Origin of the sequence: Nitrosopumilus adriaticus, assembly GCF_000956175.1 — an archaeon.
In the GTDB taxonomy this organism is placed as follows: Archaea; Thermoproteota; Nitrososphaeria; order Nitrososphaerales; family Nitrosopumilaceae; genus Nitrosopumilus; species Nitrosopumilus adriaticus.
The window spans coordinates 1,350,049-1,375,461 of record NZ_CP011070.1 but is presented as its reverse complement, the minus strand read 5'-3'; the positions used below and the strand labels follow the sequence as shown (position 1 = coordinate 1,375,461).

32 protein-coding genes and 1 tRNA gene are annotated in these 25,413 nt (G+C 34.1%); 28 read left to right on the top strand and 5 right to left on the bottom strand.

The genetic code is table 11. The features are described from left to right. The first annotated feature begins 104 nt into the window (after positions 1–104). Positions 105–872, top strand: a complete 768-nt coding sequence (locus NADRNF5_RS08135) for an ArsR/SmtB family transcription factor (RefSeq protein ID WP_048117209.1) — start codon at positions 105–107, stop codon at positions 870–872. Here NADRNF5_RS08135 and NADRNF5_RS08130 read toward each other — a convergent pair. After that, positions 869–1,189 (bottom strand): nitroreductase family deazaflavin-dependent oxidoreductase, encoded by a 321-nt coding sequence (locus NADRNF5_RS08130; RefSeq protein WP_048117206.1) that lies wholly within the window; start codon positions 1,187–1,189, stop codon positions 869–871. The two genes, NADRNF5_RS08135 and NADRNF5_RS08130, sit on opposite strands and share 4 nt — an antisense overlap. 33 nt (positions 1,190–1,222) lie before the next feature. On the opposite strand from NADRNF5_RS08130, the gene NADRNF5_RS08125 reads away from it, so the two are divergent. The 7 genes from NADRNF5_RS08125 to NADRNF5_RS08095 all read left to right on the top strand — a co-directional run bounded on the left by NADRNF5_RS08125 (position 1,223) and on the right by NADRNF5_RS08095 (position 8,813). Then, positions 1,223–1,729 (top strand): PRC-barrel domain-containing protein, encoded by a 507-nt coding sequence (locus tag NADRNF5_RS08125; RefSeq protein WP_237089250.1) that lies wholly within the window; start codon positions 1,223–1,225, stop codon positions 1,727–1,729. Between the two features lie 223 nt (positions 1,730–1,952). Next, complete coding sequence (locus NADRNF5_RS08120) at positions 1,953–2,951, top strand: ATP-binding cassette domain-containing protein (RefSeq protein ID WP_048117202.1); 999 nt, start codon at positions 1,953–1,955, stop codon at positions 2,949–2,951. After that, complete coding sequence (locus NADRNF5_RS08115; protein ID WP_048117199.1) at positions 2,948–3,733, top strand: ABC transporter permease; 786 nt, start codon at positions 2,948–2,950, stop codon at positions 3,731–3,733. Before NADRNF5_RS08120 ends, NADRNF5_RS08115 begins: the two co-directional genes overlap by 4 nt. Before the next feature lie 95 nt (positions 3,734–3,828). Further along, entirely contained in the window at positions 3,829–5,403 is a 1,575-nt protein-coding gene (locus tag NADRNF5_RS08110; RefSeq protein ID WP_048117196.1) for a 6-bladed beta-propeller, read from the top strand. A 140-nt stretch (positions 5,404–5,543) separates the two neighbouring features. After that, a complete protein-coding gene (locus NADRNF5_RS08105; RefSeq protein ID WP_048117193.1) occupies positions 5,544–7,172 on the top strand; it encodes a hypothetical protein in 1,629 nt (542 codons plus the stop codon). A gap of 256 nt (positions 7,173–7,428) precedes the next feature. Continuing rightward, a complete protein-coding gene (locus tag NADRNF5_RS08100; RefSeq protein ID WP_048117188.1) occupies positions 7,429–8,514 on the top strand; it encodes a sodium-dependent bicarbonate transport family permease in 1,086 nt (361 codons plus the stop codon). Then, positions 8,511–8,813, top strand: coding sequence for a P-II family nitrogen regulator (locus NADRNF5_RS08095; RefSeq protein ID WP_048117184.1), 303 nt, complete (start codon positions 8,511–8,513; stop codon positions 8,811–8,813). The genes NADRNF5_RS08100 and NADRNF5_RS08095 overlap by 4 nt, the downstream gene beginning before the upstream one ends. On the opposite strand, the gene NADRNF5_RS08090 is transcribed toward NADRNF5_RS08095, so the two are convergent. Then, positions 8,810–9,109, bottom strand: a complete 300-nt coding sequence (locus NADRNF5_RS08090) for an ArsR/SmtB family transcription factor (protein ID WP_048117180.1) — start codon at positions 9,107–9,109, stop codon at positions 8,810–8,812. The genes NADRNF5_RS08095 and NADRNF5_RS08090 overlap by 4 nt on opposite strands. Positions 9,110–9,149: 40 nt before the next feature. On the opposite strand from NADRNF5_RS08090, the gene NADRNF5_RS08085 reads away from it, so the two are divergent. From NADRNF5_RS08085 to NADRNF5_RS08025, 15 genes are all read left to right on the top strand, one after another. Next, positions 9,150–9,551 (top strand): arsenate reductase ArsC, encoded by a 402-nt coding sequence (locus tag NADRNF5_RS08085; RefSeq protein ID WP_257719696.1) that lies wholly within the window; start codon positions 9,150–9,152, stop codon positions 9,549–9,551. Between the two features lie 2 nt (positions 9,552–9,553). Continuing rightward, positions 9,554–10,231 carry an MIP/aquaporin family protein gene (locus NADRNF5_RS08080; protein WP_048117170.1) on the top strand — a complete coding sequence of 226 codons (678 nt, stop codon included), beginning with the start codon at positions 9,554–9,556 and terminating at the stop codon, positions 10,229–10,231. Positions 10,232–10,314: 83 nt separating this feature from the next. Further along, positions 10,315–10,734 carry a hypothetical protein gene (locus tag NADRNF5_RS08075; protein WP_148313087.1) on the top strand — a complete coding sequence of 140 codons (420 nt, stop codon included), beginning with the start codon at positions 10,315–10,317 and terminating at the stop codon, positions 10,732–10,734. A gap of 446 nt (positions 10,735–11,180) precedes the next feature. Then, a complete protein-coding gene (locus NADRNF5_RS11170; protein WP_160289403.1) occupies positions 11,181–11,345 on the top strand; it encodes a hypothetical protein in 165 nt (54 codons plus the stop codon). Positions 11,346–11,482: 137 nt separating this feature from the next. After that, positions 11,483–12,760 (top strand): glutamate-1-semialdehyde 2,1-aminomutase, encoded by a 1,278-nt coding sequence (gene hemL / locus NADRNF5_RS08070; protein WP_048117164.1) that lies wholly within the window; start codon positions 11,483–11,485, stop codon positions 12,758–12,760. Further along, entirely contained in the window at positions 12,757–13,401 is a 645-nt protein-coding gene (gene hemC, locus NADRNF5_RS08065; RefSeq protein WP_237089248.1) for a hydroxymethylbilane synthase, read from the top strand. Before hemL ends, hemC begins: the two co-directional genes overlap by 4 nt. Next, entirely contained in the window at positions 13,397–13,693 is a 297-nt protein-coding gene (locus NADRNF5_RS11650) for a hypothetical protein (RefSeq protein ID WP_342399221.1), read from the top strand. Before hemC ends, NADRNF5_RS11650 begins: the two co-directional genes overlap by 5 nt. Further along, entirely contained in the window at positions 13,690–14,430 is a 741-nt protein-coding gene (gene cobA, locus NADRNF5_RS08060; RefSeq protein WP_048117162.1) for a uroporphyrinogen-III C-methyltransferase, read from the top strand. Before NADRNF5_RS11650 ends, cobA begins: the two co-directional genes overlap by 4 nt. Continuing rightward, entirely contained in the window at positions 14,430–15,227 is a 798-nt protein-coding gene (locus tag NADRNF5_RS08055; protein WP_048117159.1) for a uroporphyrinogen-III synthase, read from the top strand. Before cobA ends, NADRNF5_RS08055 begins: the two co-directional genes overlap by 1 nt. A 121-nt stretch (positions 15,228–15,348) precedes the next feature. After that, positions 15,349–16,749 (top strand): Fe-S cluster assembly protein SufB, encoded by a 1,401-nt coding sequence (sufB, locus tag NADRNF5_RS08050; RefSeq protein WP_048119414.1) that lies wholly within the window; start codon positions 15,349–15,351, stop codon positions 16,747–16,749. A 23-nt stretch (positions 16,750–16,772) separates the two neighbouring features. Then, positions 16,773–18,173: a Fe-S cluster assembly protein SufD gene (gene sufD / locus NADRNF5_RS08045; protein WP_048117156.1), complete on the top strand. Its 1,401-nt coding sequence runs from the start codon at positions 16,773–16,775 to the stop codon at positions 18,171–18,173. A 5-nt stretch (positions 18,174–18,178) separates the two neighbouring features. Further along, positions 18,179–18,487 (top strand): Rieske 2Fe-2S domain-containing protein, encoded by a 309-nt coding sequence (locus NADRNF5_RS08040; protein ID WP_048119411.1) that lies wholly within the window; start codon positions 18,179–18,181, stop codon positions 18,485–18,487. Positions 18,488–18,490: 3 nt separating this feature from the next. After that, positions 18,491–19,735 (top strand): cysteine desulfurase, encoded by a 1,245-nt coding sequence (locus tag NADRNF5_RS08035; protein ID WP_048117153.1) that lies wholly within the window; start codon positions 18,491–18,493, stop codon positions 19,733–19,735. Beyond that, positions 19,732–20,175, top strand: a complete 444-nt coding sequence (locus NADRNF5_RS08030) for an iron-sulfur cluster assembly scaffold protein (protein ID WP_048117150.1) — start codon at positions 19,732–19,734, stop codon at positions 20,173–20,175. The genes NADRNF5_RS08035 and NADRNF5_RS08030 overlap by 4 nt, the downstream gene beginning before the upstream one ends. A gap of 1 nt (position 20,176) precedes the next feature. After that, on the top strand, positions 20,177–20,524 hold the full coding sequence (locus NADRNF5_RS08025; protein WP_048117147.1) for a hypothetical protein: 348 nt from the start codon (positions 20,177–20,179) through the stop codon (positions 20,522–20,524). On the opposite strand, the gene NADRNF5_RS08020 is transcribed toward NADRNF5_RS08025, so the two are convergent. Beyond that, a complete protein-coding gene (locus NADRNF5_RS08020) occupies positions 20,517–21,743 on the bottom strand; it encodes a phosphoglycerate kinase (RefSeq protein WP_048117143.1) in 1,227 nt (408 codons plus the stop codon). The two genes, NADRNF5_RS08025 and NADRNF5_RS08020, sit on opposite strands and share 8 nt — an antisense overlap. Positions 21,744–21,864: 121 nt before the next feature. Between NADRNF5_RS08020 and NADRNF5_RS08015 the strand changes: the two genes are divergently transcribed. Then, on the top strand, positions 21,865–22,533 hold the full coding sequence (locus NADRNF5_RS08015) for a phosphatase PAP2 family protein (protein WP_048117137.1): 669 nt from the start codon (positions 21,865–21,867) through the stop codon (positions 22,531–22,533). Here the strand turns inward: NADRNF5_RS08015 and NADRNF5_RS08010 are convergent. After that, on the bottom strand, positions 22,522–22,833 hold the full coding sequence (locus NADRNF5_RS08010; RefSeq protein WP_048117134.1) for a hypothetical protein: 312 nt from the start codon (positions 22,831–22,833) through the stop codon (positions 22,522–22,524). The genes NADRNF5_RS08015 and NADRNF5_RS08010 overlap by 12 nt on opposite strands. Before the next feature lie 136 nt (positions 22,834–22,969). On the opposite strand from NADRNF5_RS08010, the gene NADRNF5_RS11425 reads away from it, so the two are divergent. The 3 genes from NADRNF5_RS11425 to NADRNF5_RS07995 are packed head-to-tail and all read left to right on the top strand — an operon-like array spanning position 22,970 to position 24,695. Beyond that, positions 22,970–23,446, top strand: a complete 477-nt coding sequence (locus tag NADRNF5_RS11425) for a hypothetical protein (protein WP_192828313.1) — start codon at positions 22,970–22,972, stop codon at positions 23,444–23,446. A 21-nt stretch (positions 23,447–23,467) separates the two neighbouring features. Next, entirely contained in the window at positions 23,468–24,040 is a 573-nt protein-coding gene (locus NADRNF5_RS11420; RefSeq protein WP_048117126.1) for a histone H1-like repetitive region-containing protein, read from the top strand. Between the two features lie 52 nt (positions 24,041–24,092). Further along, positions 24,093–24,695 carry a hypothetical protein gene (locus NADRNF5_RS07995; protein ID WP_048119408.1) on the top strand — a complete coding sequence of 201 codons (603 nt, stop codon included), beginning with the start codon at positions 24,093–24,095 and terminating at the stop codon, positions 24,693–24,695. On the opposite strand, the gene NADRNF5_RS07990 is transcribed toward NADRNF5_RS07995, so the two are convergent. Then, a complete protein-coding gene (locus NADRNF5_RS07990) occupies positions 24,689–25,003 on the bottom strand; it encodes a single stranded DNA-binding domain-containing protein (protein WP_048117122.1) in 315 nt (104 codons plus the stop codon). The genes NADRNF5_RS07995 and NADRNF5_RS07990 overlap by 7 nt on opposite strands. A 119-nt stretch (positions 25,004–25,122) precedes the next feature. Here NADRNF5_RS07990 and NADRNF5_RS07985 point away from each other — a divergent pair. Further along, positions 25,123–25,223, top strand: a tRNA-Leu gene (locus tag NADRNF5_RS07985). Positions 25,224–25,413 lie beyond the last annotated feature (190 nt).

Below are 25,413 nucleotides of genomic sequence, written 5' to 3'. Positions count from 1 at the left end.
GAATTTAGCGATTACTACTATTTTGTAGTTTGGGATAAAAGGTTTAGTGAAATTTGAATTTTACCAAACAACTTACATATTCAGGAATTACAGTATGAACTCAAATGTCCTCTAAAATCCCTGATGATGATTTTACTGAAAAAATCAAAATCCTTGCAACTGATGACAAAAAAATAAAGATGTTTGGTGAGCTGTTTACTAACGATTCTAGCCGCGAAATCCTTCAATTACTTTTCAATGAAGAGTTGACTGCAACTCAGATTTCTCAAAAGACTGAGATTTCGCTTCAACTAGTAAAGTATCATCTTAACAAACTTCAGGATTTAGGTGTGGTAAAAATTTCAAAGATTGAAAAAAACTCAAAGTCTCAAGACATGAAAATCTACACTGCAACAAAGTTCAGTATTGTAATTGTTCCTCCAAGCTTTTCAGAAAAAACCAAAGAAAGCAAGTTACTTGTCCGTTCCTTTAGACATATCTACAAAGTCGCAGGACTAGGAATTGCAACTGGATTCTCTGCAATTATTTCATTGTCTCAACTAGAAGACAAAGTTCCATCAAGTATGATTTCAAGTAGAATTGCATCACCTGAACTTTCAGCAAAAACTTCTGAATCTATTGGAATGGATGAATCTGCAGAATCTATCGCTGCTTCACCGATGGTGGCAGAATCTGAATCACACATACAATTGGAAAAAAGTGTAGAATCTCAAGATTATATTCAGGAAAATTTGGATGTTGTAGAGACTGTAATTGATTCTGATGTTAGCAATTTGGGAACAGAGTTGTTTATTCCATTTGTAATTCTTACAGCAATACTAGGCGGTATCACTGTTTACTATTTGATAAAATATCTGAAAAATTCTAATTAATTATCCAGAGTAATCTCAATTGTAACTCTTTTTTCTTTTGCTCTCGCTTCACCGGGATATTTTAATTCTGAAATCTTTTGGCTAAACTCTTCATCTGTCACTAACTTTGCCTTCCCAGAAAAAACCATTTCTTTATACTGTATTTTTACTTCTGGATTTGCCAATGCGTTTTTGAACCAGTCTCCATCAGGTCGGTGTCTTGAAAAATATATTTTACCATCATGATTTACTGCTCTGAGTATAACTGAATGTGGGTTGCCTGTTTTCCTTCCCTTTGTAATTAGGATTGGTCTGAATAATTTCTCTTTAATCTTCATGCGTAATTTTTTCTGTCAAGTAATTTAACCCCATTGATAGAAATTTCTGATATTTGGTATGATAAGCAAATCTGCAGATACGGTACCATGTCCGTAAAACTAGAAGGAATGCCTACAAACATTGCAACTGCTGACTCTTTTACTGGAAAAAAAGTCATTGATAGAGAGGGAATTCGATATGGCAAAGTCAAACATATCCATATCCATCAAGACACCCTCACAGTATCTGGAGTGACAATCCATCAGGGATTCAACAAGGATTATTTTCTTTCAGAGGATTATATTGACAAATTTTCTGAGGAAACTCTACTTCTTAGCAGACCTCCAGTAAGAACAGGAGTATCTGTTGTTGATATTGATGGCCATAAAATTGGCAAAGTCAAACGGTTACACAGAAATCCTGATACCAATGATCTTGAATCAATTGAAGTTAGTAATGGATTAATGCATTCAAAAATCTTATCCAAATCCGAAATTTGGGGAATTGGTGAACGAGTCATACTTAGAATGACCAGAGAAGAATTCAAAAAACTTGAATGATCTCTTTTTCTCTTCTTTTTTAAAAATAACCTTTACTGTCTAGCCTGCTTTCTTTGAACATACCTTACAAACAGGAATTCCTTCCTGAACTGTTATCTCTACATTAGATGAGTGGCATTTTTGACATAATCCTATCATGCCACTAGTCCTCTGTTTGCTCTTTAAATTTTTTTTGTGCTCTCAAATACTTAGCAATTTATAATTGCAAAATGCGATCAGAATATTGCCTGCTATAGAAACAAAATCTCTAACAAAATCATTTGGAGATGTGATTGCTGTAAATGATATCTCTTTTTCAGTTGAAAGTGGAGAAATATTTGGATTTCTAGGGCCTAATGGTGCTGGAAAAAGTACAACTATGATGATTCTTACAACTTTGCTAAAACCAACATCTGGCCAAGCTTTGATTTCAGGATTTGATGTGGTGAAAGATGCAAAAAAAGTTAGAGAAAGCATTGGTTATGTCCAACAAGAGACTACAGTTGATGAATATCTAACTGGCAGAGAGAATTTAATTTTGCAGGCAAAACTAAACCATATCCCAAAAAATCAAATCAATAAAAGAATTGATGATATTTTAGAATTAATTGAATTAAGTGATAAACAACATGACTCTGTTGTCACTTATTCAGGCGGCATGAGAAAAAGACTAGATATTGCCGGTGGCCTTTTACATAGACCAAAAGCATTGTTTCTTGATGAGCCTACTGTGGGCTTGGACATTCAGACTAGGAGGAAAATTTGGAAATATCTGAAAAAAATCCATGATGAGTTTGAGATGACTATCTTTCTTACAACCCACTACATGGAAGAGGCTGATCAACTATGTGATAGAGTTGGAATTATTGATGGTGGAAAAATACAGGTAATTGACACTCCTCAAAATATGAAAAATGCAATGGGCAATGAAGTAATTTCAATTATCATTGGAGATGAAGAAAATCATGATTCATTTTTATCACAACTTCATGAGATAGAGTTTGTAAACAAAATTAATGTAGATGGATCCAAACTAACTCTCTTTGCTTCAAATGGAGCAGAAGTAATCCCAAAAATTTTTCAAATCTCATCTGCTCTTAAAATTAAAATCGTTTCAATTGCTTTGACACAACCAACACTTGATGATGTATTCATTTCATACACTGGACATGAAATAAGAGATGATGATTCAAAGTTTAATCGAAAAAGAGAGCATGCAAAGATGAAGAGGTTACGTGCATGAATACATTGATGTATGATACTTATACAATTTTTTGGAGAGAGTTAAAGAGATACAAAAAATCTCGAAGTGGCGTTTTAATTCGTTTAATTCAACCTGCGATTTGGATTATTGTTATCGGAAATACTTTTTCAGGAACTCAACCACTAATTCAATCAGTTGGGTTTGAAGGCGAATACATAGAGTTTATGGCACCTGGTGTCATAATTCTAACTGCAATTTTTACAAGTATTTTTGGTGGCGTCAATACTTTGTGGGATAGACGTTATGGCTTTATGAATAAGGCGTTGACTTCTCCTATATCTCGTTCTGCTGTGGCACTTGGAAAAATGTCTGCAATTTCACTGATTGCTGCCCTGCAAGCTAGTCTGATTTTGGGAATTGCTTTGGCAATAGGTGTGAACTTTCCCAATCCTATAATGATTGCGCCAATCATGGCAATTGTAATTTTGTTTTCGTTGGGTTTTTCTGGAATATCTGTAATTGTAGCAGCTACTGCAAAGTCTCAAGAAACTTTTTGGGGGGTGATAAATTTTCTAGGGATGCCTCTGTTTATGCTGAGTCCTGCACTGTTCCCATTAGAATTACTTCCTGATTGGCTTGCAGTAATTGCAAAACTCAACCCTGTGACATACACGGTATTGCTTGTAAGGGAATTAATGACCGGTGTCTCAGAGGGTGGAATCTCAATTGTATTGAGTCTGGGGGTAATCTCTGTATTTGTTTTAGTTATGGTGGGGCTTGCAAGCTATGTCTTTACGCGAGAAGTGAACAAACCATTTTGACACAAAGTTGACAAAAAATGGAATATTTGTTAACTCTGTTGATCTTTGCCAAATTTTAGAAAAAGTATCTGTTGTCAAAGTTTGTCCTGCTTGTAATGGTTTTTACAATCTTTTTAGTGTCTAGTGCTTTGATTCCTTCTTCATATGCACTGGGTGATTATGATTTAATCTCAGAGTGGGGTCAGTTTGGTATTGCAAAAGACGGACATTTTTCATATCCTGAATTCATTGCAGTAGATGAAGAAGGGAATTCTTATGTAAGTGATTTAGGAAATAAACGAATTCAAAAATTTTCCAGTGATGGACAATATCTTACTCACTGGGGACAAAGCGGAACTTTGCCTGGGGAATTTCATTATCCTGCTGGAATAGCAGTGAGTGGTAATTTTGTTTATGTTGCAGACCACGATTTGCATAAAATTCAAAAATTTTATCTGAATGGAACATTTACTGAACAATGGGGAAGTAAGGGAATCCATGATGGACAATTCAAATATCCAAATGGCATTGCAGTTGATTCAGAGAATAATGTCTATGTTGTAGATACAGGAAATCAAAGAATTCAAAAATTTACATCTGATGGGGAATTTGTTTTATCTTTTGGCTCAAGTGGAATGGGAACCGGTCAATTCCTTACTGCAATTGGAGTAGATGTTGACGATGAGGGATATGTGTATGTTACTGATAAAGGAAATCGTAAAATTGAAAAATTTGATTCTTTTGGAAATTGGATAAGAACACTTACTTTTACTGGATATGATTTTACCTTTTCTCCTGGAGGGATTGAGATTTCCCCTGAAGGAAAAATATATGTTGTAAATTCTGAAAGTGGCAAAGTCTTGTCTCTTGATCAAGATGATAGTCTGTATCTAAATATTTTTCAGAAAAATGGACCTTTTTCACAAACCTTTAGAACTCCTACAGACATTGCATTGGGAGTTAATGGTGAATTACTAGTTGTAGACTCTAGTGCACACAAAATTTATTCACTTGAGACGCCAGCTTACACTGAACCTGAAATCATTGAAGTGATTGAAATTCCCGAAGTTGTGGAACCTGAAATAATTGAATCCTTTTCCCGTGATAAAATTAATCCAACAATAATGCCTCCAAGTGATATGATTTTAGAAGCAACTGGTTTGACTACTTTTGTAAATATTGGTGAGGCAATAGCTGCTGATAGTGAAAGTGGAATTAAATCAATTTTGAATAATGCTCCTGAGGAATTCTCTCTAGGTGTTAACAAAGTGACTTGGATTGCATTTGACAATGCTGGAAATACTGCTGAAGCCTACCAAACCATCACAATTCATGCATGTGGACACGTTTATTCTGATTATAATATGATCGTAGGTACCAATACTGATGATTTCATTCAGGGAACTCCAAATGATGATCTGATTTTTGGATTAGATGGATCTGACATCATCAGTGGTAATGATGGAAATGACTGTGTTTTTGGTGGAAATGGTGATGATATAATTTATGGAAATAATGGAACTGATACATTATCAGGTGGTCCTGGAAATGATGTTCTAAAAGGAGGCTATGGATTTGACATTCTATATTCTAATTCAGGCTCCGATGTTATGGATGGCGGTGATGATTCTGATGGCTGTTACTCTCCAGAAAATTCCCAAAAAGATCTTTTGTTAAATTGTGAATCATAACCTCAAATCTTTGTTCTAATAATGTGAAATTCAAATTGTTCTATTCCTTCTATATAGAAAATATAATCTCTCTATGACTATGTTTTCCAAGTATAGAATGATCATTCAGGTTATAATACAAATTTCTCTTTCAAGCATTAATGACTTACAAAAACGCAAATAACATTGCAATTTTTAGCATTGTTGCTTTATTCACAGTAACTGCATTTGGATTTTCAAATGCATTTGCTGAAGAAAGAGACTACAAAATGGTAGGCGACATTATGCCAGAACTGACATTTAATTTCCGAGACGGAACTGAAACACTCCAATTCCCTGTTTTCAAAATGGGAGAAAATTTTGTTGATGATTCAGGAGTTTCATTTTCAGTAGAAGGAACTGTGACAGACTCTCCGTTATTACATAAAGCAATGGATGAAGCATACATTTATCGATACTCAAATGCAGCATTTGATCATCAATTCAAATACTTTGATGTAGATGCAAATTTTGTAAAAGAGGGAGAGTCTATAATCTCGCTTGATTACAACAATTGTAGAATTGATAACTATCAAGTTGAAACACTTGATTCTAATGACTATGAGAGTTATCACAAAGAAGTTGGATTTGCAATAGTAGACAAAATTGACTTTGTATGTAGTGGATTAAAATCAAACAATGATCCTACACCCATAAATCATGGAACGATAATAGATCATGGTGATTCTGGATTTAAATTCGCTAACGGAATGAAAACATTTGTAACATTCTCATTTAATGAAGGAAAGGAAAAAATTCAATTTCCTGTATTTGATCTAGTTTCAGGATATACTGAATCTGATAGAAATGTTAAAGCAGAATTCTCAGTAGAAGGTGTTTTGGATTATTATCCTCTCTTGCAGAAGAAAATTGATAATGCTAGAAAAATATCTGGACTCACACATCAATCCAATGATGACTTTGATGCATTAGTTGAATTTTCTAATGGTGAAAAAACATACAGAGGATTTGATTTCTCAAGTTGTCATGTTGAGGATGCAAAAATCACCACTTTGACAGACAAAGAAGAAGGATTTACTGGAAAAAGTGGATTTGTCATAGCACATCAATTAGGTTTTGAATGTTCAGGAATTAAATCATTGAATATGCATTATGATAAACTTCGAGGTGATAAACCTTCATGGAAATCTATTGACATTGTACATGAATATCAAGAACCACTCCAAAACACTGACAAAGGATTGAGTGCTTTTGCTACATTCACGTTTGATGATGGTGTTGAAACTGTAGAGTTCTCCATGTTCAAACAAAGTAAAGTGCTTTCTGCAACAGAAAATGTATACCGTAGTGATAAAGACAATCCTGCAAATGCTGAATTTACAAGAAAAGCAGCATATCCAACTTTAGAGTTGAGAGGAATTGTTGGTGATTATCCATTACTATACAACCATGTTGATGATGCATTATCAATTCAGGGAGTGATTGGAACAAACAATCGTAACCTTGTTGATATTGATGTAAAGATTGTATCTGGCAATGAGGAAATTCGTGGCTTTAACTATTCTAACTGTAGATCAACTGATTATGTAGTTTCTACAAATCCAAATACGGAAGAAAGTTATGTCAAAAATAAATTTGCACTAGAAAATATTTTTGACTTTGAATGCCAAGGATATCATCCAAACAATCCTATGTATGATGCAATGTTTGTTGTTGAAAAAGCAAAAACTACCAGCAGTAAAGAATTACGAAATACTGATGACTGGTCCAAAGGATTCTACGTAGAGTAGATTTTTTTCTTATTTTTTATTTTAAACTAAATGATCTATGATGTAGATCAATCTTAGATCTGTGGTAGTTGACTTCTAGACTGAATTATTCTTCTAATCTTGATTTCCCCAGGCGTGATTTTTGATCTATTGATGCCATAATTGATACGTTCCAACTGTATTGATAGGGATTAACATTTCTTTTCTAATTCACCTGTTTGTTTGATTTTTTAATGTCTTAATTTTTATTCTGCCAAAAATTTTTTCTAGTGTTCAAATGGATATTTTACAACTAATTCAAGCTAATCTTCTTACTCCAATTATCCTGTTCTTCTTGTTTGGAATTATAGCAGCTCGAATAAAATCTGATTTAAAAATGCCTGAGGCAATTTCAGAATTTTTACCAATCTATCTTCTAGCTGCAATTGGTCTTCATGGTGGAATAGAGATGAGAAATACTGGATTTGAAAATATGTTGATTCCAATGTTGGTTGCAATTGGTCTTTCTTTGCTGTTTACATTAAACCATTATCAAATTTTACGAAGACTTGGAAAATTCAATCTTTTTGATTCTTATGCTTTAGCATCTACTTATGGTGCAGTTGGTGCAGTCCATTTCTCTGTGGGTCTATCGTTTCTCAAAAATCAAGGAGTTTCTTCGGAAGGATATATTGCAGCAATTCTTGCAGTGTTAGAACCCCTTGCCTTCATCTTGGCAATATTTATGACAAATATGGCAGTATCAAAACAAATCCGTCAGAAAAAACAATCATTTTCAGATGATGGCTCTACAGATATTGATATTGGATTTAACCAAACTAAAACAAAACTCTCTAAAGTATTACATGAATCTATTACTGGAAAAGCAATTGTAATTCTACTTGGTAGTATTGTAATTGGTTACATAATTGGGGAAGATGGTTTTGCATCAATCAAAATTGTATTTGATGATATGTTTACTGGAGCCATTGTAATTTTTATGATTGAAATGGGAATAATTGCTGGTCAACGACTTGATGATATTAGAAAAGTAGGCGTTTTTCTTACATCCTTTGCTATTATTATGCCTCTATTCAATGGAATTATTGGAGTTCTAGTCTCAACTGCTCTAGGATTGAGCATAGGAGGTGCAGTCATGTTTGGATTGCTTATGGCTAGTGCATCATTTATTGCAGCACCTGCAGTTTTGCGCCATGCAATTCCTGAAGCAAAACCCAGTCTATACATTACATCTGCATTGGGGATAACATTCCCATTCAATATTATTGTCACATTGCCAATCTTGTATACAATATCCACACTTATTCATACTGGAGAAGGAACGATAGACTTATTCAATTACATAACTGAGGTGTTCTTGTGAAGCTATACAATGTTAAACTATTAACAATCACTTGTGAAATTCTTGCTCAAAAAAACATACTTGAAATTTTAGGCAAACATGACATCACTGGATATACAACATATGAGGTAGATGGAAACGGTGCACGTGGAATCCGTGGACAAGGATTAAAAACTGAAAAAAATGTTAAAGTTGAAGTAATAATGCGTGAAGAAAAACTACAAGATGTTGTAGAAGAAATTTCAAGAACCCTGTTTGCAAACTTTGCAATAGTTCTCTATGTTAGTGATGTTGGCGTAGTACGAACTGAAAAATTTTAACAGCATTTATCATCTGAACATAAAACTGGAATCTTTTTACTAGTTTTAGTAACCGTTGAAATCAATTCTGATAGTTGGTTGTTTGATATCATGTACATTGCTTTTTTTCCTTCATCTCTTGATTTGACTATCCCACATTTTTTTAATGTCTTAAGATGGTGTGATACTAGAGGCTGATCTTTTTGCAATTTTTCTACAAAATCATTCACACACAACTCTCTGTTTTTTTGTAGCAGCTCTAAAATCTCAAACCTTGTTTCATCACAAATACATTTTAAGAGACTAACTCCATTCATATCAATTTAAATTTATATAAACCAGTATTTATTTGATTATGTGGGTTATTCTAAAAGAATCTTGTTTGTGTGCGTAGAAAACGCTGGTCGGAGCCAGATGGCTGAAGGTTTTCTTCGAAAATATGCTCCTCATCTGGAGGTATCAAGTGCAGGAACCAAACCTAGATCCCAATTAATTCCAAATGTAGTTGAGGCTATGAAAGAGATTGGAATTGACATTACTAAGCAAAAACCAAAGGATCTTACAAATGAAATGATTTCTCAATCAATCACAGTCAATATGGGATGCATGGATAAAGAATCATGCCCTGCATTATTTATTGATAATGTAATTGATTGGAATATTTCTGATCCAAAAAATAAGGACATTGAACAAATAAGAGAAATTCGAGATGAAATTAAAAATCAAGTCTTGAAACTCATTAAAAAATTAGAGGAATAGTCATGGTGTATTCTAATCTTCAAATATTTGTTGTAGAGTTAATTGGTACATTCATTCTTGTAGTTTTTGCAACAGGTTCTATTGTATATGATGTTCAAATTGGAGGGCTATATGGTATATGGTTTGCAGCAGTTACGCCTTTTATTGCGTTAATCATTGGAGTTTATTCATTTGGAAAAATATCTCTAGCTCATTTCAATCCTGCAGTAACCATCGGTTATTACATCACTGGTCACATTTCTAAAATTCAAATCATTTGGTATTTTGCAGCTGAACTAATTGGAGCAATACTTGGTTCATTATTTGTGATGACGTTTATTGGAAAAGACGCAAATCTTGGAGCAAATGCGCCAAACTATGACTATTCGATATTTTTGATTTTTCCAGTAGAAGTTTTAGCATCAGCATTACTTATGGCAGTTATTTTTACTGTAGTGTACACAAAAGGACTCAAAGGATTCAGTGGAATTGCAATTGGCGGTATTGTGGGATTGGACATTCTCTTTTTGGCATTTATTTCTGGAGCCTCAATGAATCCTGCAAGAGCCTTGGCACCTGCCTTATTGTCTGGTATGATGGATAATCTTTGGCTTTATTGGAGCGCACCATATGTTGGAACAACTATTGTTGCATTTTTGTTTAGGAAAAAATTTGAGAATCAAAGAAAACAAGAATTATAGACATCTATCAACTACATAGATTACAGGTTGTTATCAAATCTAAAGACTGTCATCTTTAGTCTTTGGATTGTGTAAAATTAATCATGAAATCATCAAATTTTGAACAAAATTTAGGAATTACACGCCTATGTGAGGACATTTTGGCTTCAAATGAGAGAATTTTCTTTGTGTCTTCTTTGAACAAAAATGGAAGAGCAATCGAATCAAAATTTCGCAATGACAGAATCATTAAAAAAATGTCAAAAACTGAAATAGAAATGTTTTACATGCAAAGAACATTACAGACATCTCTATCCAAAGAATTTGATGATTTGGTTGGTCCTCTAAATTCTATTATCGTTCAAAGGGATACCTTCTTGGAGTTAATTTTTCCATATTCTAAAGGATTGATGCTGATAATATGTGATTTAGATGTGATCTCAAATTATCTTGCAAAAAAAATATTGTTTATGCTGCGTGATTTTGATTGGGCACCAAAAAAGACCCAAGTGTATTATGCCTGATGAATGTTGCAGAAATTGTGGCTATTTTTTAAAAAATTTTTCCAAATGCAAAAATTGTAATACTTTATTTCAGTATGTTTGTTATCGTTGTAATCAAAAAACTTTACCACTATATCATAATTGTAATCAAGAATATAGTCCAAATTAAATAATTATGTAAATCGTATTTAATTACATCTTTATCATAAATCATTTAGAGTATTCTTTTAGATCAAAAATTAATAGTTGTTCCATGCAAAAAATCAAATGTCTAAAATGTGGAAATCCTGAAACAGAAATTTTAAGATGTGGAAAATTTGCCCAAGATGTTTTATTTTGTCCTTACTGTGATGACATATGCAATAAACTTACATGAACTACAAATTTCTATATAGATTACAAATTTTTAGATTTCTATGGAAAACAATTACAATTCTGTTTTATGAAATTATCTTTAACTGTGTTCAATGTGTGCTACTACCTTCCTTGAGCAAGACAATTCCTCATTTTCAAAAATTTTATTGTCAAAAGAAGTAGCAGACATCATTAAACAGGTCGTACGAGAGTCCACAAAGTCGATTCATCTTGATGGCAATGATGGGAAGAACAATACAGGAGAATATGATGTCTGAAAATCAAAAATATCCATGCAGTCCTAACTGTTGGTGCAAACAAGAACCATCAGATCGCCCCTATGTAGGATAATTTGTACCTAAATACCATTTAATTTTATTATTTTACGAATAATAATGACCTAGTTTAGCCAATTATGATGACTAATTCGAAATTATTCTCAGATGCAAAAAAAGTCATTCCTTCAGGAGTAAATAGCCCTGTTAGATATTTTGAACCATACCCATTCTTTACAAAAAAATCAAATGGCGCATATCTTTGGGATGCAGAAAACAAAAAGATTATTGATTTTTGTAATGGTTATGGCGCATTACTTTTGGGACACAGAAGAAAAGAAATTATTTCTGCTGTCTCAAATCAGCTTTCAAAGGGGACTCTGTACTGCACTCCAACAGAATCAGAAATTGAATTATCAAAATTAATCATTGGAAACTTTCCATCTATTGACAAAGTAAGATTAGTAAATACAGGCGGTGAGGCTACAATGACTGCAATTAGATTAGCTCGTGGTTTTACAAAAAAGAAAAAAATAATTAAATTTGAAGGATGTTATCATGGTGCACATGACTCAGTACTGGTAAAAGCTGGTTCTGGCTCTGCACATAATGGAATTTCCGTTTCAGATGGTGGGTTGGATGAAGTTTCAAAAAACACACTAGTTGTACAATATAACAACATTGAAGATCTTCAAAAGACTATACAAAAAAATAAAGATATTGCAGGTGTAATTGTAGAGCCCATCTTAGCCAACATGGGATTGATTTTACCTGAAAAGAATTTCCTTTCTGATTTAAGAAAAATTACCAAAGAAAATAACATACCATTAATTTTTGATGAAGTTGTTACTGGGTTTAGAGTTGCACCTGGTGGGGCTCAAGAACATTTTGGAATCAAACCTGACATAACTACAATGGCAAAAGCCTTGAGCAATGGTTTTACAATTGCTGCAGTGGGTGGAAGAAAAGAAATCATGGATTTGTTGTCTCCGGGGGGAAAAGTCTACCAAGCAAGTACCTTTGCAGGAAATCCTATTTCTGTTAGTGCTGCAATTGCTTCAATTAAGACCATTAACAAAATAAAAAACAAACTCTATTCAAAACTGGAACGATTCAATCTGCTATTTTCTACTGCACTAGATGATATGGCAACTGACATGAATATTCCTCATCAAATCAACTTTACAGCCTCAATGTTTCAGATTTTCTTTACAAACAAACCTGTGACAAATTATGAAACCTCCAAAAAAGCAGACTCTAAGAAATTTGAGAAAATGTTTAGGACATTACTGAAAAGAGGAATATTCATTGCACCCTCACAATTTGAAGTTGTTTTTCTATCTGATGCTCACACAGAAAATGATCTAAACAAAACACTTGATGCATATGATGCAGCACTAAAATCGGTGAAGAAATGAAATACATTGTAGGTGCAAGAGGTAGTCAACTATCCATTGCTCAGACAAACTGGGTGATTTCAGAACTAAAAAAAGTAAATCCTGATTGTGAGTATGAAATTAAATCCATCACTACTAAAGGTGATACTGATTCTAGACCATTATTTACAATCAATCAGAAAGGAATTTTTGAAAAAGAAGTTGATAGGGCAGTATCTCAAAAAGAAGTAGATTTTGCAGTTCATAGTCTAAAGGATGTCCCTTCCGAGCTAGATGAGAGTTTAATCATTGCATCAATTCCAAAACGTGAAGCAGTAAATGATGTCTTTATTTCATCTGATGGCTCTTCATTGGAGAATATCAAGAAAGGCGCTGTAATTGGAACAAGCTCACTTCGACGTGCTGTTCAAGTGTCTCGAATTAGACCTGATGTTACAGTAAAACCAATTCGAGGAAATATTGAAACCCGAATTAAAAAAGCATCAGGAGAAAATTTTGATGCTATAGTTCTTGCACAAGCTGGCATCTCAAGATTGGGAGTTGATGTGGACTTTTCTCCCCTATCAATTGATATTTTTTCTCCATCTCCTGGTCAGGGTGCGATTGCAATTGTGGCTAGAGCAAATGATGAAGATACTATTTCCATGCTGAAAAAAAATTGAAGATCCAGATTCTAGATTAGAAATAGAGGCAGAACGAGCACTATCTGACTATGTAGATTCTGGTTGCAGATTCCCACTAGGTGCATATGCAAAATCAAATGGCTCTGAAATGACATTGACAGTATTTGCATTTTCTGTTGATGGAAAACAATCACTACAAGTCAGTAAGAAAGGAAGCAAAAATGATCCTAAATTACTAGGCAAAAGTGCTGGGGAAGAATTACGTAAAAAGGGTGTAAATGATCTTGCATTAAATTGGAGAGAAAAAGTGGAGGAATGGAATAAGTCATGACTGGAAAAGTGTATCTTGTTGGAGCCGGACCTGGAGATCATAAATTAATTACACTACGCGCAGTTGAATTACTCCAAAAAGCAGATGTTGTTTTGTATGATAGATTGGTAAGCAAAAAAATAATTTCAATGATTCCAAAATCTGCTGAAAAAATTTACGTTGGCAGAGCCGTGGGTGATGACACAACTCATCAAATTACCACAAATGATTTAATGGTAAAATATGCAAAATCCAAAAAAAATGTTGTTAGACTAAAGGGCGGTGATCCTATTATCTTTGGACGTGGTGGTGAAGAAGCAGAATTTCTAAAAGAAAATAAAATAAAATATGAAATTGTTCCGGGAATTACTTCTGGAATTGGTTCTGCAACTTATGCTGGAATTCCTCTGACTCATAGAAAACATGCATCATCGGTAGTTTTTGTTACGGGTCATGAAGATCCTGAAAAGAAACAAGAGATTGTAAAATGGAAAAGACTGGCAAAGTCTGTTGATACAATTGTAATTATGATGGGGCTTTCAAGAATTGATATTATTTGCAAACAACTAATTGCTGGAGGAATGGATAAAAAAACCCCTGTAGCTGTTATTCAAAATGGTACTACTCCCAAACAAAAAATGATCAAAGGGACAGTCACAAATATTGCAAAAAAAGTTAAAGAAAATAAAATAACTCCTCCTACAAATATTATTATTGGAAAAGTTGTTGATCTCTCAGATTCAATTGGGTGGAAATAATGCTTGATGGAAAAACTATAGCAATCACTCGTTCAAAAGATGACGCTGCTGAATTTATTTCGCTATCAGAACAAAATCATGCAAAACCCCTCCCGTTACCTACAATTGAACTTGTAAGTAAGGGTGAAAAAATAGTTGATGAGTTTTTAGAATCTGTTGAAAAATACAATCCTGATTATTCTGTTTTTATGAGTTCAAAGGCAGTAAAACTCCTTTTTGATACCGCAAAACGTGTTGATAAATTAGATAAACTGCAATTGGCTGTTGCAAATACTATTGTCATGTCTGTTGGTCCAAAAACAACAATAGCTCTTGAAAATGAAGGAATCAAAGTAAATCTCCAACCTACCACTTTTTCATCTGTTGGTGTGGGAGAGGAATTTACTCAAATTAATGCAGTTGGAAAAAAAGTGATTGTTCCTCGCAGTGGTGCATCTACACCATTTCTTAAAGAACTTTTAAACAAAATTGGAATTGATGTACTTGAAATTCATCTTTATGATGTTTGTGCATTTAGAGATACTACTCAATGGAATGAGTTTAGAGAATTATTCTCTCAGAACAAAGTCGACGGTGTAGTGTTTACCAGTGCATCATCTGTTCGTGGATTCTTTGAGATAATGTCAAAAGATTATGATGATGACAAATTACTTGAAAATCTTGCAAAACTATCTGTAGTCTCTATTGGTCCATTTACTTCAGATGAATTAAAAAAATTCAATGTTAAAAATATTGTATCCCAAGTCCATACAGTTGCAGGAGCATTTGATGCAATGAAAAATACCCTTACTGCATAATCTTTTGTGCTTAATTATTTTCAATACTTGATTGTGAACTAAACTATGAGATTTAGCTGAAGCTATTTAGCTGTGCCTATTTTTCCTCATGTATTTATAATATAACGGGGTTATGATGGGCATGGCAACTGAAAACCTCGATATGGATTATTCCAAATATGATTTTAAAGACTCTACAGAACTTTATGTCCACCTTAGCAAGAAAGGCCTGTCTAAGGAAACTGTGATTAGCATCAGTAAAATGAAAAAAGAACCAGATTGGATGCTTGAATTTAGATTACGATCTTTTGAAATTTTTATGAAAAAACCAATGCCAACTTGGGGTGGAGATCTTAGTGTTATTGATTTCCAAAATATTTACTATTATGCAAAAGCATCTGACAAAGTAGAAAAGAACTGGGATGACGTTCCAGATAATGTCAAAAAAACATTTGATAAACTTGGAATTCCAGAGGCTGAAAAGAAATTCTTAGCCGGTGTTGGTGCACAATATGAATCTGAAGTTGTATATCACTCTCTAAGAGAAGACTTGGCAAAACAAGGCGTTCTATTCTTAGATACCGATGCAGCCCTTCATGAGCATCCAGAGATTTTCAAGAAATACTTTGGTAAAATTATTCCTCCAGAGGATAACAAATTTGCAGCACTAAACAGTGCAGTTTGGAGTGGTGGTTCATTTATCTACATTCCACCAGGTGTCAAAGTCGACATGCCATTACAAGCATACTTTAGAATTAATGCTGAAAACATTGGTCAGTTTGAAAGAACATTGATCATTGCTGATGAAGGTTCAGAAGTTCACTACATTGAAGGATGTACTGCTCCTGTTTATTCTTCAGAATCACTTCACTCTGCAGTTGTAGAGCTAGTTGCACACAAAGATGCTAAACTACGATACACCACAATCCAGAATTGGAGTAGTGATGTGTATAACTTGGTTACAAAACGTGCTTATGCATATGAAGGTGCAACAGTAGAATGGATTGATGGAAACATTGGAAGTAAACTAACAATGAAGTATCCTGGAATCTATCTTATGGGTGAGCGAGCATATGGTGAAACACTATCTATTGCATTTGCAGGAAAAGGACAACACCAAGATACTGGAGCTAAAATGGTTCACCTTGCACCAAATACTACATCTAAAATCACATCAAAATCAGTAAGCCGATTAGATGGACGGTCAACTTACAGAGGTCTACTCAATGTAGCAAAAGGTGCTACAAATGTTAAAGCAACTGTAAGATGTGACGCATTACTCTTAGATGATACATCCAAGACTGATACATACCCATACATGGAAATTAATCAGGAAGATGCAACAATCACCCACGAAGCAACAGTTGGAAAAATTGGTGATGAGCAAATTTTCTATTTGATGAGTAGAGGATTTTCTGAAGAGGAAGCACTCTCATTAATTGTCAATGGCTTCATGGAGCCATTTACAAAAGAACTTCCAATGGAATATGCAGTAGAACTCAACAGACTGATCAAACTAGAAATGGATGACTCTGTGGGATAAACTCCCATTTACTTTGATTAAACATGTCTCAAGAAGCGCTATCAAAAATCAACACAAGCCATATTGATGAGATTTCCTCATCAAGAAATGAACCTGAGTGGCTAAAAGATTACAGAAAAAATTCACTAACTATCTATGATAGTCTTCCACTTGAAATGTCTCCTCTATATAACAAATACACTGATGCCAAAAAAATGGATCCAGAAAAAGTATTCCTTTCGACATCTACTGCTGAAACTATTCCAAGTTTCCTAAACAAGAGATTAACCGAACTAGAAAATGAAACATGCATCATTCAGATTGGAACAAATGTTCATAAAATCAATATTTCTGATGATCTAAAATCCAAAGGTCTTGTAGTTTCATCAATCTCTGATGCAATTCAAAATAATTCCGAATTGGTAAAAAAGGCACTAGAAGCCTCAAACTCTAATGATGATAAATTTACTGCATTAAACAACGCAGCATTTAACTCAGGAGTATTCATCCATATTCCACGCAATCTTATCTTGGAGAAACCAATTCACTTTTTGGCATGTCTTTCTGAAGATGGAAATTCTACTATTGCTAGAAATATTATCTTTGCAGATGAAAGCAGCAAAGCCACAATCGTACAAGAAATCTATTCCCCTAAAACAGAAAAACAACCAGCATATCTTGAATTACTAAACGCAAATGTTGCAGCCAATGCACAACTAGATGTTACAACTTTACAGTTAATGGATCAACATACAGTAAACTTTTCAACAAGACGTACTGATTTGGCTCAAGATGCCAAGGTAAATTGGTATTCTGGATTGTTTGGTTCAATTCTATCTAGATACAAGATTGATTATTTTCTTAATGGTAGTGGTGCATCTGCAAATGACTCTGAGGTAATATTTGGAAATGATGAACAATCATTTGATATTCAAACTAATGTGAACCATGAAAGCCCATCTACTGAAGCTAGAGTAGTTGAAAAATCCATTCTTAGAAACAAATCAAAATCTCTCTTCAAGGGAATGATCCGCATTAAAGAACATGCTGCAAAGTCAAATTCATTTTTGTCTGGTCGTTCCATTCTCTTAGATAAAGATGCAAAATCTGATGCAATTCCTGGATTGGAGATATTTACAAATGATGTAAAGGCTACGCACTCTGCATCTGTAGCACAAATTGATGAAGAGCAAATATTTTATCTTAAAACTAGATGCTTGACCCACGAGGAGGCTGAGCGAACCATTGTTGAGGGATTTTTGGAGCCTCTTTCAAGGAAAATGTCTTTCCAAGTAAGAGCCTGGATAGCATATCTTATTGAGTCTAAATGGGAAAACCGTGAGCTTACAATTAACACTGATGCAGAATTAACTAAATTTGTTGAAGTAGAAGAGACGCGTTATAATGAAGATGCAGAGATTGAGCAACACTACAAGTATCGGTGAAAATTTTGTCAGAATGGATTAAAGCTTGCAATTTAGAGCAGGTAAAAGAAGGGCAACTTTTCGGATTTGTTCATAATGATAAAAAACTTTTACTGGCAAATCTCAAAGGAAAAATACATGCAACTGATTTAATCTGCACTCATGCAGACGCAGACCTTTCTACTGGAATTTTGAGTGAAGAGGGAGTGCGATGCCCATTACATCTGTCTGTTTTTAATTTAGATGATGGTAAACCTCAAAATCTTCCTGCAGAAATTCCTCTTAAAGTATACAATGTTAAAATAGATGACGACGAAATTTATGTGGAGCTTTAAGAAATGCAAAGTACAGAATCATTATTTGAAAATATAAGAAAAGATTTCCCAATACTTCAAAGAACTGTTCGAGATAACAAACAACTTGTGTATCTTGATAATGCATCAACTACACAAAAACCCAATCAAGTAATTGATTCTATCACTGATTATTACCAAAACCATAATGCAAATATTCACAGAGCAGTATATGCATTAGCTGAAGAAGCAACTGAAGCTTATGAGGCAACAAGGGATAAAATTGCCAAATTCATTAACATTAAAAATCGTCAAGAGATTATTTTTGTCAGAGGGACAACTGAAGCAATTAATCTTGTTGCATATGCATGGGGCAGGCCTCACATCAATGAAGGTGATATTGTAGTTACAACAGAGTATGAACACCATAGCAATATTGTACCTTGGCAGCTAGTTACACAAGAGAAACATGCCAAACTAGAATACATTGGAATGGATGATAATGGTGAATTAATTTTAGATGACCTTGACAAATATCTTGCAACCGGCAAAGTCAAACTTGTAACCTTTAGTTTAATGTCAAATGTACTTGGAACAATAACTAATGCTGAAAAAATCATCGAAAAATGTAAGGCAGCAGGCGTTCTTACCTTGATTGATGGTGCTCAGGCAGTGCCTCACATGAAAGTTGACATTGAAAAATTGGGATGTGACTTTTTTGCATTTTCTGGACACAAGATGTTGGGTCCAACAGGCATTGGTGTCTTATGGGTTAAAAAACCTGTTTTAGAAACTATGGTACCATTTCATGGCGGTGGTGATATGATTAGGGAAGTTCACAAGTATGAAACAACTTGGAATGATTTACCCTACAAATTTGAAGCAGGTACTCCAAATATTGCAGATGTGGTTGGATTGGGAGCTGCAATTGACTATCTTACAAAAATTGGAATGGACAATATACGAGAGCATGAAATTGAACTGACAAAATATGCAATTGACAAATTATCCCATGTCAAAGGTCTTCATATCTACGGTACAAAGGATATGTCAAAACGCGGTGGTGTGATCTCATTTAATTTTGCAGATGTGCATCCTCATGATGTCGCTCAAATTATTGATGAAGAAGGAATTGCAGTGCGTTCTGGACATCACTGTGCTCAAGTATTAATGGAACGACTAAATGTTGCTGCAACATCAAGGGCTAGTTTTTACATTTACAATACTAAAGAAGACATTGATATTCTGGTAAATTCATTAAACATTGTGGCAAAGGTGTTCAAACTATGAGTGGTAATGCAGATATTTATCATGAAATGATCGTGGATTATTCAAGAAATCCAATTAATTATGGGGAGATTGAAAACCACGATGTTACTTTTCATGATTCAAATCCACTTTGTGGTGATAGTATAGATATTGACATGAAAATTGATGATAACAAAGTAACTGATATCAAATTTCATGGAAAAGGATGTGCAATTTGTATGGCTTGCTCTTCTGTTCTAACTGAAATTACAAAAGGCAAGACCCTTGATGAAGCAAGAGCAATAGACAAAAATGATGTCCTAAGTGAATTGGGTCTGGAGCATCTCCAAGCTGTACGAATAAAATGTGCATTACTTTCTCTCAAAGTACTCAAATCTGCTCTTTACACCTACATTGGAAAGAACATGGAAGATACTCCTGATGTAGATAAACTAAAAGAAGAGGCAGCAAACCTGTACTAGTATGAGTGATTTTACTCCTACAATGCCAATATCATTGCAAATACGAAAAATAATTTTTGAAAAATTCAATGATCCAGATGGCAAATTTACCAATGATGAAATTTTTCAAATAATAAAAGAAAACGGTGATCTTGATCCTTCTTGGATTATAGATGACACTGAATCTTTTTTTACCGAAATCTGCGATTCTGGTCTTGCCCGAAACATTGCCCAGAACTTTACAACGATATGGATGAAATTATTTGATCCAATTGAAAAATTTCATTGCAATTCTTGTAATCATGATATCTATCTTGGACCAACAGAAGAAAGAATTTGCCCAAACGGTTCTTGTAAATCTTCTATTTAGATCTGTATTTTTTAGCAGCTTCTTCTAATGCTTTAATCATTGGTAGTTTTTCTCCTGTAAGATAAAGAACTAGCGCCCCACCTGCTGTACTGACATGGTTGATTTTTTCTGCTAAACCTAGTCTTTTAAGAACAGATGTCAAGTGCCCTCCGCTCACAATTGTAGTTGCCATTGAGTTTGCAACTGAATCCAGTAATGCTTTTGTTCCAAAACTAAAATTCTCTTTCTCAAAAAATCCTGCAGGTCCGCTGATAAACACAGTACCTGCACCTGCAATTAATTTTGAATAGTATTCTACAGTTTTAGGACCTAAATCATAAATTTTATCAGTTTTTGCAATCTCTCTTACATCCATCTCAACTCTTGCACCGTCTTTGTCAATTGCAATATCTACAGGAGTGGCAAACACATCTGGATACTCTCCTATCAAAGCATGAGCTTTTGCAACTACTTCATCCTCTCTTTTAATCCCGAGGGGTGATTTGATTCTGGCTTGTGCCCGCATGAACACATTGGCAATCAAACCTGTCAATAACACATGATCTGCACGGCCATTTTGAATTAATAGTCTGATTGCTTCTAATCTATCTGGAACTTTAGAGCCACCTAGCACAATAACATGTGGGGCCTTGGCTACAGTCATTATCTCATCAAGATTTCTAACTTCTCTCTCTACAATTCTTCCTGCACAAGCAGGAATAACTTGTGGGAATCCAACTATTGATGGGTGTGATCTGTGTGCACTAGGAAATGAATCTAAAACACATAGATCAAAGAATTTTGATAACCGTGAAACCATTATTGTTTTTGCAGCGTTCTCTGGTGTAAACTCATAATTTTCTTCTGCACATAATCTTAGATTATCTAAAAGTAAAATGTCTCCATCTTCTAAATTTTTAATTGCGTTTTGAGCTGCTTCACCAATGGTATCTTCGACATATTTGATTTCTCTATTCATTAATTTCTCAAGAACTTTTGCGTGTTTGTCCATTCCTGTATAATCATTATTGCCAACTCTTCCTTGATGAGATGCAACAACCACTTTAGCTTCTTTGAGTGATTGTAAAGTCTCAATTGCTTCTTCGATTCTTTTGGTACCTGAAATCTCCATGGTATCTGGATCTATTGGGCAATTCATATCCACTCTTAAAAAAACGGTCATACCTTTAAGGTCAAAATCATCTAGTGTGAGTACCTTCACGCCCTTTCTATTATCCACTTGGTTAAATTCTTTGAGCCGATCATTTATTTTCGCAGATATTATTTACAAACCGTGATTAATAATTTCAAAACTTATCTACTGACAAAAATTAAAAACTATCAACTTGAGGTTTAATTAATTGCAAAATTGGATTTTTGATCTTAGGTCTCGCTCCTTTGTTTTACTTACTACATTATTTCTTGTTCTTACTGCCTTGGTTTATTCGGGAGTCACTGAAACTTTTGATCAAAGTATAGTTTTATTTTTCTCACAAAATATCGGAAATCCTACAATTGACATCTTTATGCAATATGTGACTGAAAGCGGCGATGTCTTCAATATGCTAATGTTTGGAATTGTGGTTTTGATCATCCCAAAAACTAGACGCGTAGGAATTACTCTGATGATTCTTATTGTAATATCTACGCTACTTACAGGTTACATCAAATGTGGTGTGGATAGAGATAGGCCTGATTTTGACTATGAGGGCGTGGATTTTCCTGTAACAATCAGCCGTGATACTTTTGCATTATTTTGTGAGGGTGGATTTGATGCATCATATCCATCAGGCCATGCTGCAAGATCTATGATTTTTGCTATAATTTTGGGATATGCTCTATCGGAGAGATTCCCTCGTGGGGCGTATTTGATGTTCTTATATCCTGCAATGATTTCACTTAGCAGAATTTACGTTCTGCAACATTATCCAATGGATGTCATTGGTGGAACTGTAATTGGAATAATGCTTGCAGGAGTGATGGCAAAGCGCACAAAACTTTACAAGATTTTTGAAAAATCAAAAACCTAATTCAGTTAATGCAGTATTACTTATCAGAACTATTGCATAATGCTCATCATCATAATGATATGTCCAATATCTGACATCCCGAATTTCATTTTTTTGTCTGAGGCCATGAGTAACACCTGTTGTGACAGAGTATCCAATTCTTTTTGCTAATTTTGTTTCTTTTGGCATGAGGACTCTGAATCCCTCTTTTCTTTCTTTGAACCCTAGATTTATCATATCTTCAACTGCATCTAATGCATCTTTTTCATTTTTTAGATCATATGTTTTTGATATTGGTAAATCTTTTGGATGAAAATCCATGCTTTTCTTAAAATCTATTGACTAATATTTTTTAAAAAATGATTTTTGCGATCAAAGTTAGTTAATTTTCTTAACTGGTAAGTCAAATCCTGATTATATTAACAACTTAACCGACTCTTTTTCTTTGATTGTATCATTGGCATCAATAGAAAAACTAGTTGTTCAATTAAGAAAAAAGAAACAAGAAGCATCAAAGCTTAGACAAAAAGCTGAACAAGAATTCAAACAAGTTCGTTCTGCTGAAAAAAGATCCTCATCTGGATTAACAACCATTGATAAAAAAATAGAATCAGAACGAGAAGATGTGTCTGATGTTTCTACTGTACTCACACAAAAAAACTCACAATTAGAGAGTATTGAGCGATTAGTCGAAGCTGCACAAGAAAAACTAACTCGTGAAAAAGAGGCCATAGAACAAGCCCAGCAAGAAATTGAATTTGCTGAAAATCCTGAAGAAAAGGAGAATGCTGAGGCTAGATTACGCTCATTAAATGATCATGTTCAAGAATTAGAGGATGAAATAAAAAACAGGCAAAAAACTGCCAAAAAGATATCTGGTGAGGTTTCAAATTATTCTGACGTTAAATCAAAAATTGATTCAAAAATTCAATAGCAAGCAAAATCAAAACCAACATTGCGCCAAACAATCACTCAAAGTAGAAAGGCAGCTCAAAAACTAGAAAAAGAATTAGAAAGACGAATAAAAGCTGAAGAATCTGTTAAAAATTCATTAGAAAAGGCATCGACAAAACTACGTGCACTTTTAGCAAATCGACGTAAATTATCTAAAAAGAAATCTTCTAGAAAAACTGCAGCAAAGAAAAAGGTAGCAAAAAGAAAACCAGCTAGAAAAACTGCAGCAAAGAAAAAGGTAGCAAAAAGAAAACCAGCTAGAAAAACTGCAGCAAAGAAAAAGGTAGCAAAAAGAAAACCAGCTAGAAAAACTGCAGCAAAGAAAAAGGTAGCAAAAAGAAAACCAGCTAGAAAAACTGCAGCAAAGAAAAAGGTAGCAAAAAGAAAACCAGCTAGAAAAACTGCAGCAAAGAAAAAGGTAGCAAAAAGAAAACCAGCTAGAAAAACTGCAGCAAAGAAAAAGGTAGCAAAAAGAAAACCAGCTAGAAAGACTGCAGCAAAGAAAAAGGTAGCAAAAAGAAAACCAGCTAGAAAAACTGCAGCAAAGAAAGCAGTAAAGAAATCTAAACGATAAACCTCATTATACTATTTCTAGAAATAAAATATGTTGGCTTCATAATATGTTTATAATTAAACGTGGTCCTATAATTTCCATCATTGGACTGGTACTAGTTATTGTCTCGCTTTCAATTGCATCTTCTGTTGTACCAAGTAATATTTCTGAAATAAACAATTTTTCTAACTCGTTATTTGAAGAAATGTTTAATGAAATGACAAATGAGATTCAAATCATGCCTGGTGATTCAACTTATTTTTCCTATAGTACATTTTCATCAGACGTTCCATTGTTGTGGGGAATTAGAATTATTGATTACCAACCAGGTGATAAATTATCCATTAAAGTTTCAAATATTTTTGGAGATGATTATGGTGATTTTATTCAAAATGATCCTATTCTTTTTGAGATGCTAGATATCTCCCAATCTGACACACTAAATTTAGAAATCAAAAATATTGGAACAAGAAATGTCAATGTCATAGCAATGTTTTCTGAAGATCCAGATAATTTTGATCCACTATCAAATTCAGATACTTCCACAATGAATACTGTATTGATTCTGGCTTTCTCTGGATTTTTTTTAATTCTTGGGATAATTATTTCTGTAATTGGAACAATAGTAATACTAGTAGATTTGAAAAATAATCAAGGCAATAAAAGAAGTTATTGAGGATTTATTTCCATCTGACCAAACTTACCTTTTGTAAGTGATACTTCCCCTTTGAACTCATTTGTGTATCCATTAGTGATCACAACGGTGTCTCCAACATTAACTGCTTTAATGTCGTCTCCCCATAATGTGAGTTTCATTTGGTCATCTTCAGTTTCACCGTTAGCTATAACTGCATCGCAGACATCAACTGTTCCTCCACTTTTTAGATTTACAGTCCTTGGATCTCCTTTGCTTTTAACTTCGGCATTTACATTAACTCCACTACGCATTTTCTTTGCTTGTGAAATTGGTATGAACTCTGTCATCTATTTTTGAATCAAATTAGCACGATTATAAGCTTTCTCAAAAATATTGAAATTTCAGATCAATTTTTCCCTTTGTCATAATAGTAATTGAGAAATATTGGTCTATACACAAACTCATTGCAGAGGTATCGAAGCCCGGTCAACCGAGAGGGACTCAAGATCTTCATAATAGGAAATCCCTTCTCTCAGGAGTTCGTGGGTTCAAATCCCACCCTCTGCATTTTATTATGATTGAATAGTTGATGTTGAAAAATTAAGCAACAATCGCTTTTACTTTCGTTGTGGAATGTGTTGATATTTTTTTATGAATTTCGGCCAATTCTTCGTCCTTGAAAGATAGATTGCATCTAAAACATTTCCAAACTAACTCGGACATATTCAGTGTAGGCACAAATTGCTTATAAAGATAT